The sequence below is a fragment of the Parafrigoribacterium mesophilum genome (assembly GCF_039652555.1).
GTDB lineage: Bacteria > Actinomycetota > Actinomycetes > Actinomycetales > Microbacteriaceae > Parafrigoribacterium > Parafrigoribacterium mesophilum.
In genome coordinates, this window is sequence record NZ_JBDJAF010000001.1 from 476,285 (window position 1) to 489,270 (window position 12,986).

General features: G+C 67.2%; 11 protein-coding genes. 3 read left to right on the forward strand and 8 right to left on the reverse strand.

Features of this window, described 5'->3' with window-relative positions; all coding sequences use genetic code 11:
* Positions 1–59 precede the first annotated feature (59 nt).
* Positions 60–1,082, reverse strand: a complete 1,023-nt coding sequence (gene hrcA, locus ABFX56_RS02385; RefSeq protein WP_346231680.1) for a heat-inducible transcriptional repressor HrcA — start codon at positions 1,080–1,082, stop codon at positions 60–62.
* 200 nt (positions 1,083–1,282) lie between these two features.
* On the opposite strand from hrcA, the gene ABFX56_RS02390 reads away from it, so the two are divergent.
* Positions 1,283–1,675: a DUF4870 domain-containing protein gene (locus ABFX56_RS02390; protein WP_346231681.1), complete on the forward strand. Its 393-nt coding sequence runs from the start codon at positions 1,283–1,285 to the stop codon at positions 1,673–1,675.
* 34 nt (positions 1,676–1,709) lie between these two features.
* Complete coding sequence (locus ABFX56_RS02395) at positions 1,710–2,081, forward strand: DUF4870 domain-containing protein (protein WP_346231682.1); 372 nt, start codon at positions 1,710–1,712, stop codon at positions 2,079–2,081.
* Positions 2,082–2,122: 41 nt separating this feature from the next.
* Here ABFX56_RS02395 and hemW read toward each other — a convergent pair whose 3' ends face one another.
* Entirely contained in the window at positions 2,123–3,346 is a 1,224-nt protein-coding gene (gene hemW / locus ABFX56_RS02400) for a radical SAM family heme chaperone HemW (protein ID WP_346231683.1), read from the reverse strand.
* Between the two features lie 4 nt (positions 3,347–3,350).
* Entirely contained in the window at positions 3,351–5,219 is a 1,869-nt protein-coding gene (gene lepA, locus ABFX56_RS02405; protein ID WP_346231684.1) for a translation elongation factor 4, read from the reverse strand.
* Between the two features lie 244 nt (positions 5,220–5,463).
* Here lepA and rpsT point away from each other — a divergent pair, with 244 nt between their 5' ends.
* Entirely contained in the window at positions 5,464–5,724 is a 261-nt protein-coding gene (gene rpsT / locus ABFX56_RS02410; protein WP_346231685.1) for a 30S ribosomal protein S20, read from the forward strand.
* Between the two features lie 148 nt (positions 5,725–5,872).
* Here the strand turns inward: rpsT and holA are convergent, their stop codons facing one another.
* From holA to ABFX56_RS02435, 5 genes are all read right to left on the reverse strand, one after another.
* A complete protein-coding gene (gene holA / locus ABFX56_RS02415; RefSeq protein ID WP_346231686.1) occupies positions 5,873–6,874 on the reverse strand; it encodes a DNA polymerase III subunit delta in 1,002 nt (333 codons plus the stop codon).
* 2 nt (positions 6,875–6,876) lie between these two features.
* A complete protein-coding gene (locus ABFX56_RS02420) occupies positions 6,877–8,121 on the reverse strand; it encodes a beta-ketoacyl-[acyl-carrier-protein] synthase family protein (protein ID WP_346231687.1) in 1,245 nt (414 codons plus the stop codon).
* Positions 8,118–9,764 carry a class I adenylate-forming enzyme family protein gene (locus ABFX56_RS02425; RefSeq protein ID WP_346231688.1) on the reverse strand — a complete coding sequence of 549 codons (1,647 nt, stop codon included), beginning with the start codon at positions 9,762–9,764 and terminating at the stop codon, positions 8,118–8,120. Before ABFX56_RS02425 ends, ABFX56_RS02420 begins: the two co-directional genes overlap by 4 nt.
* A 91-nt stretch (positions 9,765–9,855) precedes the next feature.
* Positions 9,856–12,237 (reverse strand): ComEC/Rec2 family competence protein, encoded by a 2,382-nt coding sequence (locus tag ABFX56_RS02430; RefSeq protein ID WP_346231689.1) that lies wholly within the window; start codon positions 12,235–12,237, stop codon positions 9,856–9,858.
* Between the two features lie 10 nt (positions 12,238–12,247).
* Positions 12,248–12,889: a helix-hairpin-helix domain-containing protein gene (locus ABFX56_RS02435; protein WP_346231690.1), complete on the reverse strand. Its 642-nt coding sequence runs from the start codon at positions 12,887–12,889 to the stop codon at positions 12,248–12,250.
* Positions 12,890–12,986 lie beyond the last annotated feature (97 nt).

Consider the following 12,986-nt stretch of genomic DNA (forward strand, 5'->3'; position numbering starts at 1 on the left):
CGTGATGGGTTCGGCCGGCGCAGGGCGCGGCCTGCCGCCCAGGCGTGGTGGTCAGCGTGTCAATCGTCGCCCAGCAGGCGGGACAGGTAGCGCGCCACCGCACGCACCGCGGCCATGTTGTTCGAGTAATCCATTCTCGTCGGTCCGAGTACCCCGAGCCGAGCCAATTCGCCCCGCGAGGCCGTGTAGCCGGTGGTGAGCACGGATGCCTCTCCCAGTCCGAACTGCGCGTTCTCCCGTCCGATGCTCACCGAAACGCCGGTGCGGTCGGGCTCCATCTCGCCGAACAGTTTGAGCAGGGTGACCTGTTCTTCGATGGCTTCCAAGACCGGAAAGATGCTTCCGGCGAAGTCCTCTTCGGTGCGGACCAGGTTCGCGGTGCCGGCCATCACGAGCTTGTCATGCCGGCCGGCGGCGACCTGCTCCATCAAGCTGGTGACCACCTGGGTGACCATGGCCACGTGCCGCGCCGAGAACGTGGCGGGGATCTCCTTCAGCGCCGCACCGGCATCCGCCAGCCCGGTCCCGGCGATCGCGGCGTTCAACTTCGCACGCAGTTCCGCCACCAGCAGCTCGTCGAATTCTTCCCGAACGTCGATCAGTCGCTGCTCGACCCGCCCGGTATCCGTGATCAACACCGTCATGAGCCGCGTCGACCCCAGAGGCACCAGTTCGATGTGCCGCACCCGCGCGTGCGCGACGGACGGGTACTGCACCAGCGCGACCTGGTGGGTGAGCTGGGACAGCAGTCGCACCGTGCGCACCAGCACTTCGTCCATGTCGGCTGAGGCGCCGAGGAAGGTTTCGATCGCGTGCCGCTGGGCCTGGCTCAACGGTCGCAAGTCCGCGAGATGATCGACGAAGACACGGTAGCCCTTGTCGGTGGGGATGCGGCCCGACGAGGTGTGCGGCGCCACGATGAGGTCTTCCTCCTCCAAGAGCGCCATATCGTTGCGGATGGTGGCCGCCGACACGCCGAAGGCATGGCGGTCAACAATCGACTTCGACCCGACCGGCTCGCGAGACGCCACGTAGTCCTTCACGATGACGCGGAGGACATCGAGACCCCGCTCCGAAACCATCGCGCGCTCCCCTCCACTTAGCACTCGCATTATCCGACTGCCAATTCTACCGCGAGAGGGTCCGGTCGGGGGCATTGTGTGGCATCCGGGCGAACAGTACTCTCTGGGGTGAGTTCATGCGCGTGCCGGTTCGTGTGGCTTCGCGCCTGACCTGCCCCGGCTGCCATCGGCCGAGGTCGGCGTACCCGAAAGGCATGGCCATGACCGACACCAACCCGCCGCAGGCGGCGGCGCCGCTGACTGCGGAGGAAGACAAGCAGTGGGCGACGTTCGCGCACTTCGGCAACATCATCGTGTTGATCCCCGCCCTCATCATCTATGTCGTGTTCAAAGACCGCGGACGGCTGGTGCGCCAGGAGTCCACGGAAGCGCTGAACTGGACGATCAACGTGGCGGGCGCACTGGTCGCCATCTGGATCCTCGAGGCGATCTTCACGTTCATCCCGTTCGTCGGCTGGATCATCAATCTTCTGCTGTTGTTCGCCCTCTGGGCGCTGATCATCGTCAACGTGATCTTCGCCATCATGGGCGGTGTGAGAGTGAGCAATGGCGGCAGCTACCGCTATCCGGCGAACATCCGCTGGATCAAGTAGTGCGCCGAACCGGCCCGCTTGCTTTAATGGGCAGATGTCGCAGTCCACTCCACCCCCAGGCCCGTATCAGGCCGCTCAGCCGCTGAACCCAGCCGACGAGAAGCTGTGGTCGACACTCGTCCACATCGGTGGGATCTTCTTCTACTTCCTGCCCGCGCTCATCGGCTATCTACTGCTCAAAGACCGCGGGCCGTTCGTGCGGCAACACACGACCACGGCGCTGAATTTTCAGATCACGATCGCCATCGCCAGCATTATCGGTGGCATCACGACCGTCATCCTGATCGGTTTCCTGATCCTTGCCGCGGCCGCCATCGTGAACCTGGTGTTCAGCATCATCGCCGCGGTGGCCGCCAATCGGGGCGAGTACTACGAGTACCCGCTCGCCATCAAATTCGTCAAGTAGGCGCAGGCACCGATGGGCAGGCACCGATGGGCAGGCACCGATCAGTCCAGCAGCCTGCGCACCACGACATCGGCCAGCAGTCGTCCGGTGAGGGTCAGCACGACCCTGCCCTGGAACGCGGCTGACGGGTCCACGAGCCCTTCGGCGATGAGTCCGGCGACGGCGGTGCGGCCGGATGCGGTCAGTTCGCTGGTCGGGACGCCGTCGCGGATGCGACTGAGCAGCAGCACCCGCTCCACCCGGCGGGTCTGCGCATCCAGAGTCTCCCGGCCGGCCGCCGGCGACAAACCGGCGAGCACCCGCTCGGCGTAGGCGGCCGGATGCCTCACGTTCCACCAGCGCACCCCGCCGACGTGACTGTGCGCGCCCGGCCCGACGCCCCACCAGTCGTGACCCTGCCAGTAGGCCAGGTTGTGCCGCGACCGGTGTTCGTCGCCGGTGGCCCAGTTGCTCACCTCGTACCACTGGAATCCGGCGTCCGACAGCACCGCATCCGCGAGTTCGTACATGTCCGCCTGCAGATCTTCGTTGGGCTGCGCCACCTCGCCGCGCCGGATCTGCCTGGCCAGCTTCGTGCCGGTCTCAACGATCAGGCAGTACGCGGAGAGATGGTCGGGCTGCTGGGCGATGGCGGCGTGAAGTGAGCGCCGCCAGTCGTCGATGCTCTCGGAAGGGGTGCCGTAGATCAGGTCCAGGCTCACCTGAAGCCCGGCATCGCGGGCCCACCGCACGACGAGCGGAATCCGATCCGGGTCGTGGGTGCGTTCCAGCGTGGCGAGCACGTGCGGCACAGCCGACTGCATCCCGAACGACACCCGTGTGAATCCGGCGGCCTTCAACGCGAGCAGGTACCTAGCGTCAACGGAGTCCGGGTTGGCCTCGGTGGTCACCTCGGCGCCGGGCACCAATCCCCAGGTGTCCACGATGGTGTGGAACATGTCGGCGAGGTTCTCCACCGGCAGCAGCGTCGGTGTGCCGCCGCCGAAGAAGACCGTGGACACCGGCCGCGGCGGGATCGGCGTGCGTTCCAGCACGGTGCGGGCCTGGCCGAGCTCGAGGATGGCCTGGGCGGCGTAGTCGCTGCGCTTCACCCCTCGAAGTTCCGGGGCGGTGTAGGTGTTGAAGTCGCAGTATCCGCAGCGTGCCTTGCAAAACGGGACGTGTACATACACGCCGAAGTGGCGGTGCTCGGCCCCGACAGCCACCGAGTCCGGCAGCAGGCCGTCATCCGGGGCCGGGTCGGCGATCGGCAGAGCGCTTCCCACGCGCCTACTTCTTCTCTTTCTTCTCCGTGTCCCCGGTGAGGGCCGCCACGAACGCCTCCTGCGGCACCTCGACCCGGCCGACCATCTTCATCCGTTTCTTGCCCTCTTTTTGCTTCTCGAGCAGCTTGCGCTTGCGGGTGATGTCGCCGCCGTAGCACTTTGCGAGCACGTCTTTGCGCATCGCGCTGATGGACTCGCGGGCGATGATCCTGGCGCCGATCGCCGCCTGGATGGGCACCTCGAACTGCTGCCTCGGGATCAGCTTCTTCAGCCGCTCGGTCATCAGCACGCCGTAGGCGTATGCCTTGTCGCGGTGCACGATGGCGCTGAACGCGTCGACCGCTTCGCCCTGCAGCAGGATGTCGACCTTCACCAGATCGGCCTCCGCTTCACCGGCGGGCTCGTAGTCCAGCGACGCATAACCCTGCGTGCGGCTCTTCAGATGGTCGAAGAAGTCGAACACGATCTCGCCGAGCGGCATCGTGTAGTGCAGTTCGACGCGGTCTTCGCCGAGGTATTCCATGCCGAGCAGGGTGCCGCGACGGCTCTGGCACAGTTCCATGATGGTGCCGACGTAATCCTTCGGGGCCAGAATGGATGCCTTCACCATCGGCTCGGAGACGGACGCGATCTTGCCGTCGGGGAACTCGCTCGGGTTCGTGACGGTGTGCGACTTCTTGTCGTCGGTGGACACCTCGTAGATCACGCTGGGCGCGGTGGCGATGAGGTCGAGGCCGAACTCGCGCTCCAGTCGCTCGGTGACGATCTCCAGGTGCAACAGCCCCAAAAATCCGCAGCGGAAGCCGAAGCCCAGGGCGACGGATGTCTCCGGCTCGTACACGAGGGCGGCGTCGCTGAGCTTGAGCTTGTCCAATGCGTCGCGCAGCACGGGGAAGTCGGAGCCGTCGATCGGGTACAGCCCGGAGAACACCATCGGCTTCGGCTCGGCGTATCCCTTGAGCGCGGTCGCGGCCGGCTTCGTGGAGTTGGTGACGGTGTCGCCGACCTTGCTGAGGCGCACATCCTTGACCCCGGTGATGAGGTAGCCCACTTCGCCAACGCCGAGGCCCTTGGTGGGCACCGGTTCCGGGGCGCTGACCCCGATCTCGAGCAGCTCGTGGGTGCTGCCGGTGCTCATCATCACGATTCTCTCGCGGGGCGAAAGTTGGCCGTCCACCACGCGTACGTATGTGATCACGCCGCGGTAGGAGTCGTAGACAGAGTCGAAGATCATCGCCCTGGCGGGTGCGTCCGCGTCGCCGAGTGGGGGTGGGACCAATTCTGTGACCCGGTCCAGGAGTGCCTCGACGCCCTCGCCGGTTTTGCCCGAGACGCGCAGCACATCCTCTGGTCTGCCGCCGATCAGGCTGGCCAGTTCCTTGGCATACTTCTCCGGGTCCGCGGCGGGCAGGTCGATCTTGTTGAGCACCGGGATGATGGTGAGGTCGTGGTCCAAGGCGAGGTACAGGTTCGCGAGGGTCTGCGCTTCGATGCCCTGCGCGGCGTCGACGAGCAGGATGGCGCCCTCGCACGCGGCCAGGCTCCGGGAGACCTCGTATGTGAAATCCACGTGGCCGGGCGTGTCGATCATGTTCAGCGCATACACGGTCCCTGAGCCTGTCGAAGGGTCCACCAGCGACCACGGCATCCGTACCGCCTGGCTCTTGATGGTGATGCCGCGCTCACGCTCGATGTCCATCCGGTCCAGGTATTGGGCGCGCATGTCCCGGTCGCTGACCACCCCGGTGATCTGCAGCATCCGGTCGGCCAGGGTGGACTTACCGTGATCGATGTGCGCGATGATGCAGAAGTTGCGGATGCGTGCCGGGTCCGTCGACGCAGGCTCAAGCACCTTCACTGATTTCGGGCTCACGCGTTCCTCTTTGTCGATCCGGTCGCACAATTCTCCCATGCCCGCCCATTGTGCCCGTTCCGGCTAGGTGTTCCCGTTGCGCCGGGCACATTGAGCCGGAACGGGCACATTTGTGGCGGCATGAAAACTGGTAATGTTGCCTGTTGGCTTGCGCGCGACATCCGGGACCATCAGGATGTACACGCGAATCGCAGCTCGCAGAGGCTGCCCGAGAACTGTTCGATACACACAGAAGGTAGTACACGTGGCAAACATCAAGTCGCAGATCAAGCGCATCGGCACGAACAAGAAGGCCCAGGACCGCAACAAGGCGGTCAAGAGCGAGGTCAAGAGCGCGATCCGCGCCACCCGCGAGGCCATCGCCACCGGTGACGCCAAGAAGGCCGCGGCTGCGCTCACCGTCGCGTCGAAGAAGTTGGACAAGGCCGCCAGCAAGGGCGTGCTGCACAAGAACAACGTCGCGAACCGCAAGTCCGCGATCGCCAAAAAGGTCGCTGCGCTCTAGCCCGCCGCCCGCTGAAGGGCGCCACTACGAGGGGTCTCGACAAGCTCGACCACCGGTGGCGACCAGCACAACCACCGGACTGCGCGGCGCGACTACGAGGGGTCTCGACAAGCTCGACCACCGGTGATCACCGGCCTGCGCGGTGCGGTTAGCCGCGACGGCTGACCTGACCGATCATGCGCTCCAGGGCGAAGACGGGGTCCCGCCCGGTGCCCTTGACCTGGGCGTCCGTCTCGGCGAGCAGCTGGATCGCCGTACCCAGCCCGGCGTCGCTCCAACCCTGAAGGTCCCGCCGCGCCCGGTCGACCTGCCACGGAGCGAGGCCGAACTTCTGCGCCAACTGGGCCGACGAGCCGTGCCCACCGGACACCTTCGCCATCGTGCGAAGCTTGCTCGCAAATGCCGCCACCAGCGGAACCGGATCGGCGCCGGATGCCAGAGCGTGCCGCAGCAGGATCAGCGCTTCGCCGTGCCGTCCGGCGATGGCGACATCCGCCACCCGGAAGGCACTGGTCTCCACCCGGCCGGAATAGTACTTCTCCACGGTCCGTTCCGTCACGTCGTCGTCGACGTCCGACAATAACTGCTGGCAGGCCCCGGCCAATTCGGCCAGGTCGCCGGAGAACGCGGAGACGAGGGCGCGCAGCGCGCCCGGTGTCGCGCGTCGGCCGAGGGAGGAGAATTCCGCGGCGGCGAAGTCGAGCTTCTCCGAGTCCTTCTTCAGTTCCGCGCAGGTGATTTCGATGCCGCCGCCCAACCCCGCACGCACCGCATCCAGCAACTTCTTTCCGCGCACTCCCCCGGTGTGCCGCAGCACGAGATAGGTGTCGTCCGCCGGCGCCGATAGATAGCGCAGCGTCTCGGTCAGGAACGCATCACTGCATTTTTCGACGGCGGTGGCACGGATCATCCGCGGTTCGGCGAACAGGGAGGGGCTGGCCAAGGTGATCAATTCGCCGGGCACGTAACCGGAGGCATCCAGATCACTGACCTCGAGGCTGGGATCCTCAGCCTTGAGGATGTCGCGCAGTAGCCGGATGGCGCGGTCGGCCAGGAAGTCCTCCGGGCCCGAGACGAGCACAACGTGCGCCGGACGCACCTTGTCCCAGCTCAGGCGCGGAATCACCACGGCGGTTTTCGTTGCTGCCACGACTACACCCGGCCGAACACGACGACGCAGTTCTGACCGCCGAAACCGAACGCGTTCGTGGTCGCATACCGCACCGGCTGCTCCCGCGCCGTTCCCGGCACGTAGTCCAGAAAGCACTCCGGGTCGGCGGTGTCGTAATTGATCGTCGGCGGGATGACCCCCTGCGAAATAGACAGAGCGCAGAGCAGCCCGGCCAGTGCCCCGGCCGCGCCGATGAGGTGCCCGGTCATCGACTTGGGTGCGGAGACCGGCACCCGACGGGCGTGCTCACCGAACGCCGCGGCGATCGCCGCCGTTTCGGTACGGTCGTTGGCTCTGGTGGAGGTTCCATGCGCACAGATCATGTCGATGGCCGACTTGTCCAGCTGCGCGTTGGCCAGCGCCCGGGTGATAGCGAGCGCCGCGTACTTACCATTGGGCTCTGGAGCGACGATGTTGAAGCCGTCGCTGGTGAGCGCCCCGCCGACCACTTCCGCGTAGATGTGGGCACCCCGAGCCCTGGCGTGGGAAAGGAGTTCCATCGTGAAGACGACAGCGCCCTCGCCGAAGACGAAACCGTCGCGGTTCGCGTCGAACGGGCGGGACGCCTGCTGTGGTGAGTCGTTGCTCTGTGACAGCGCTCGCATCGCTGACAGTCCGGCGAACATTACCGGGGTGATCGCCGCGTCGACGCCTCCGGCGATGACCACGTCGGCGTCGCCGGCGAGCAGGATGCTGCGGGCCTCGAGCAAGGCGTAGGCGCCGCTCGCGCAGGCCAACGCGCTGGCGTTCACCGGTCCGTGCACGCCCAGATCGATGGCGATCTCGCATGCGGCCATGTTGGTCAACGCCGATGGAACGAAGCTGGGGCTGATCCGACGGGCCTCGCCGCGGCCGAGCAGGCCGGCGGCATCCGCGATCTCGGTGAATCCGGAGACGGCGCTGTTGACGACGACAGCGGCGTTCACCTCGTTCAGGTCCCGCCCAAGTCCGGCGTCGTCTACGGCTTCCTGAGCCGCCGCCACGGCCAGTTGGGAGGTGCGTGACGACCGGTTCGCGCGTTTCACCGACAACACCGTGGTCGGATCGAATCCCTTCACTTCGGCGGCGATGCGCGTGGGGAACTCAGTCGCGTCGAACTGGGTGATCAGGCCGACACCGCTGCGTCCGGAGGTGAGGCCGTCCCAGGTGTCCCGCCAGGTGTTCCCGAGGGGCGTCACGGCGCCCAGACCGGTGATGACGACCCGGTCGCTGTCGGATCTTGTCATAGGTGTTCCAACGCGCCGATCCGTTCGTCCTCGATCGCGGCCTCCGCCATCTTGAAGTGCATCTTCTTACCGGTAGCGGTCATCGGCAGTTCATCCACGAATCGGTACGCCCTCGGGCGTTTGAAGTTCGCGAGGGATTCGTCGGCCTTGCAGTGGGCATCCAGCGCCGCCGCCGTGAGCGTCTCGTCGCGGCTCACGACATAGGCGACGACTTTCTGCCCCCAGTGGGCGTCCGGCAGACCGACCACGATCGAGTTCGTCACGCCAGGGTACGTGCCGAGCACTTCTTCAACCTGAGCAGGATGCACGTTCTCGCCTCCGGAGATGATCATGTCGTCCTTGCGGCCGAGGATCGTCACGAAGCCGTCTTCGTCCCACACCGCGATGTCGCCAGGATACAGCCAGCCCTCGAAGAACTTCTCCTCGTCTTTGTCTGGCAGGTTCACGTAGGCGAACCCGGATTTCGGCGAACGCATGATGACTTCCCCGGCTTCCTGACCGTCCCTGGCCACCAGCTCGTCTGGCCGACCGCGGCGGCCTTCGAAGACCTTCACCACGGCCACGTCGTCGTCGGTGCACGCCCGTCCCGCACTGCCGGCCCGTGCCGGCAAATCCTCCGGACGCAGGAACGTGTTCCAGAACGCCTCGGTGGTTCCGTAGCCGTTGAAAATCCGAGGAGTGAGCAGCTGCTGGTAGCGCAGGATCGCGGCGCGTTCCATCGGGGACCCCATCGTGACGATGCCGGACAGCGTTGACAGGTCGCGCGGCGAGCGCTCCTGTTCGTCGGCGAGCATCGCCAGCGTGGTCGGGGCGCCGATGAGGAAGGTCAGCTGGTACTTTGCGACCCAGTCCAGCACGGTGGCCGCATCGAAATTCCGCAGCGGTACCACGGAGCCGCCGACGTAGAACACCGGGTTCGGCCCGCCCGAGTACAGACCGCCACGGTGGAACCACGGCGTCATGTTGAGCGTGCGGTCGTGCGGGGCGAGCGGGAAGTGCATGATCACGTCGTGTGCCGACATCACCTCCACGATGGACGGCAGGGCGACGCCCTTGGGCATGCCGGTGGTTCCGGAGGTGTAAAGCCTGGTGGTTTCCTCGTACACCGAGAAATCCGGTGGGAGCGCCGGCAGTTCGCCCGTCGCATCCTGGAGCGCGTCGTGGAACGGCACCGCTCCGGGTAGCGTTTCCTGCGCGCTGGAACCGCCGACCACCAGAAGCGCGGGGCTCGCTCCGCTCGTGGCCAGGGCGCGCTCGAAGTTGGCGACGACCTCCTGGTCGTAGACATAGACGAGCGGCTCGCTGTCCTCGATGATGTGGGCGATCTCCCCGGGCGCGAGCCGGTAGTTCACCGGCACACCGATGGCCGCCAGACGCTGCGTCGCCAGGTACAGGATGGCGAATTCCGGGCAGTTGAACAGCTGGTAGGCGACCCGGTCACCGCGGCCGACACCGAGGGCGGCCAGCGCCAGCGCGGCCCGCTCCACATCCGCGCCCAGCTGCCGGTAGGTCCACGTCCTGCCGCTGGGCGGGTCGATGATCGCGGTCTGATTCGGGAACCTGGACACATTTCTGCGGAACCCGGCGTCGTAGTTGAATTCGTGTTCGAAGTAGGCGCGGAATTTGGTGGCGTCGTAGGTCATGTGAATCTCCAAAGGAAGCGATTTCGGGGTGCTCCGGCCGCGCATCCAACCCCAGGTCGGTCAACCGTGAGTTTAGATCGTGGACGCCATCCTATTCCGTGGCCGGTGCCCTCGGCGAGTGCTCGCTCCACACCGTCACCGTGCCGCCAGCGGCCGGTGAGACCAGGATCATGCCCTGCCGATCGGTGCGCTCGGCGCTCGTCCCGACGGACGCGAGGATGCCCAGCAGTGCCGCCGTCGGATGTCCGTAGTCGTTGTGCGCGCCGACCCCGATGATGCCCACCCTGGCATGTGCCACCTGGTACATTCTGAGGTTCTGGTCGGCGGAGCCGTGGTGGGCCACCTTCACCACGTCGACCGGGCCGATCCGGTTCGCGGCCAGCACCCTGGCTTGCGGTTCCCGGCCCAGGTCCCCCAGAAAGAGAGAGCTGAGGCATCCGGACGCGCAGCCTCCGCCGCCGTGGAAGGCGATGGTCACGCTCGCGTCGTTGCCGGGTTGCACCGTGCCGAGCCGCGCTGGAGGCCACAGCACCCGCCAGTTGAGCTGACCGAGGGTGCCCGCCTCGCCCTGGGCCACCTCATCGACGTGAGCTCCGGATGCCGCGAGCGCCTGCCGGAGTTTTGTGTCGTGCGCGTCGGAGACCGGGCCGACCATGGCGCGGTCCACCCGACCGAAGACCGCGGCGGTCCCACCGACATGGTCGAGGTCGTAGTGGGTGAGCACGAGGAGCTGGATGCGGCCGATGCCGAGTTCGCGGAGGCACTTCTCCAGCGGTCTCGGGTCCGGTCCGGTGTCGACGAGCGCGACCTGACCGGCGCTGCGCACGAGCACGGCGTCGCCCTGTCCAATGTCGCAGGCGGCGATCTCCCAGTTGGCGGGTCTGGCCAACTGGCGCACGACCTGGTCGCCGACGACACCGCCCGTGTACACGACGAGGACCAGCACGAGAAGGGCTGCGGCGCCGCGCCGGGCGCGCGGCCAGCGGTCGCCGGCCAGCATGGCGAACAGGACGAGTGCGATCACCATGGCCGCCAGCGCGACACCGACGGCGCCGGGCAGCCACCGTGCCTGACTGCCGGGGAGCGCGGTGAAGAACCGCGCGACCGCGGCGATCCACGTGGACGGCAGCCATGCCGCAGCGGCCACGGCGTGTCCGAGCGGCGGCGCGATCGGGATCAGCAGGCACGCCGCCAAGCCGAGCACGGTCGCCAGCGGAGCGGCCGGTTCGCTGAGCAGGTTGGCGACCACGCCGTAGACCGGAATAGCGGGGTTCAGCAGGATGAGCACCGGCTGGCAGGCGATCTGTGCCGCCAACGGGATGGCGATCACCGCGGCGAGGGGGCGTGGCATCCCGCGGCCGAGCAGTGCGGTCAGCGGCCGCACGAGCAGGAGCAGCCCGGCCGTGGCCAGCACCGAGAGCAGGAACCCGTAGTTGCGGCACAGCCACGGGTCGATCGTGAGCAGGATGATCACCGCGAGCGAGAGCACCGGGATGCCGCGCAGCGAGCGCCCGCCCGCCATCGCGGCGAGAACCAGCGCTGCCATCACAGCGGCCCGCAACACGCTGGCCTGAGGGGTTACCAAAGCCACGAAGCCGACCAGTACGACCAGGGCACCGCCGACGCGCCAGTGACGAGGGATGCCGGCCGCGGCGCCGGCAATCATGACCAGCCCGATAATCACCGCGCAATTGGCGCCGGACACCGCGGTGAGGTGGCTCAGCGAGGTGGACTTCATCGCGGCGTCGAGGGTGACGTTCACCGCGCTGGTGTCGCCGATCGCCAGTCCGGGAAGCAGGTCGCCGCCGTCGCCGGGTAGCGAGCGTGATGCGCCGACGAAACCGGATCGCAGCGCGTTGGCCCAGTCCAGGTACCACGGCGGGTGCCCGATCACGCGCGGACTGCCCCGCGCGAAGACGAGGAAGGCGACCGAGTCTCCCGGTTCGGCGGCCGCGATCGTGCCGGCGAGCACGAGTCCGGTGCCGATGCCCGAGCCGTCCGGCGCATCCGGCGCGCCGAACAGCAGCACCGGCACCCGGGATGACGATCGCACCTGCCCCACGGTGACCGAGGTGAGGGTAATCGACAGCGGGGTGCGGGCGCTGCCCGGGTGGAATACCGCGTCGGTGACCGCGGTCGCGGTGATTGAGCGGTGGCTCTGGGCCGCGCGCACGAGCACCTGAGGCATCCGCGCCGGCGCGGCGAGTGCGGCGGCACTGAGCACCAGTGCCGCCGCGGCTGAGGCGAGGACGACGGAGCCGGCCATCACGCCCAGCGCTCGGCGAAGCCGGCTGGCGCCCAGCCCGCGCAGGCGGAACTGTTGCGGGCCGGCGATGAGCAGTGCCACGGCGGTGACGCCGGCGAGAATCCACAGCAGCACCGCGGCGGCACTGAGCCGGTCCGGGAAGCCGACCAGCACGGCCAGCACGATCCACGCGACCGCCGCCGGTACTGCCAGGCGCAGGTCGCCCATCAGTCGGCCATCACACCGTGACCAGGTCTTTGAGTTCCGCGAAGGTCTTCTCGCCGATTCCGGTCACACTCATCAGGTCTTCGACCGCGTTGAAGCGGCCATTGGCTTGGCGCCAGGCGACGATGCGCTTCGCCATGGCCGGGCCGACCCTGGGCAGTGTTTCGAGGTCCGATTCGCTGGCCGTGTTGATGTTCACCTTGCCGCCGACGGTGCTGGTGCCTCCGGTCACGGGCCCACCCGGCGGCCCGACGGCTTCGCCCACCTTCGGCACGTAGATCTGTTCGCCGTCCGAAACGGGACGGGCCAGGTTCAGCTGCGCCCGGTCGGCATCCGGGCTGAACCCGCCGGCCGCCGCGACGGCGTCGACCGCACGGTCACCCTGGTGCAGCTGGTAGAGGCCGGGCGTTGCGACAGCGCCGAGGATGTGTACGAACAGCGCGGCTCCGGGTGCCTGATCGGCCCCGGATGATGGTGCGGCGCCGACAGCCGTTCCCGACGACGGTGCGGGAGCGATCGTTGTGGTGACGCCGGCGGACGAGAACGCCGACACGAGCACCGCTATCCCCAGCCCGGCGATCAGCAGCACAACGGCCGCTCCGATGCCCACACGCATCCGGGAACGTCGTCCGTCGGCCAGGAGTTGCCCAATCATGCGCGCGACGTTAGCGCGCGTCAGTGGCCCGGCACGGCCGATCGGTCCAGTTTGTGCACTTCCGCGCAACGTCTCACCGGTGAGGGACTAGTCCTTC

Coding starts and splice junctions, on each gene's coding strand:
- hrcA (WP_346231680.1), bottom strand. CDS start 1,082: ATGGTTTCGGAGCGGGGTCTCGATGTCCTCCGCGTCATCGTGAAGGAC.
- ABFX56_RS02390 (WP_346231681.1), top strand. CDS start 1,283: ATGACCGACACCAACCCGCCGCAGGCGGCGGCGCCGCTGACTGCGGAG.
- ABFX56_RS02395 (WP_346231682.1), top strand. CDS start 1,710: ATGTCGCAGTCCACTCCACCCCCAGGCCCGTATCAGGCCGCTCAGCCG.
- ABFX56_RS02420 (WP_346231687.1), bottom strand. CDS start 8,121: ATGACAAGATCCGACAGCGACCGGGTCGTCATCACCGGTCTGGGCGCC.
- ABFX56_RS02425 (WP_346231688.1), bottom strand. CDS start 9,764: ATGACCTACGACGCCACCAAATTCCGCGCCTACTTCGAACACGAATTC.
- ABFX56_RS02430 (WP_346231689.1), bottom strand. CDS start 12,237: ATGGGCGACCTGCGCCTGGCAGTACCGGCGGCGGTCGCGTGGATCGTG.
- ABFX56_RS02435 (WP_346231690.1), bottom strand. CDS start 12,889: ATGATTGGGCAACTCCTGGCCGACGGACGACGTTCCCGGATGCGTGTG.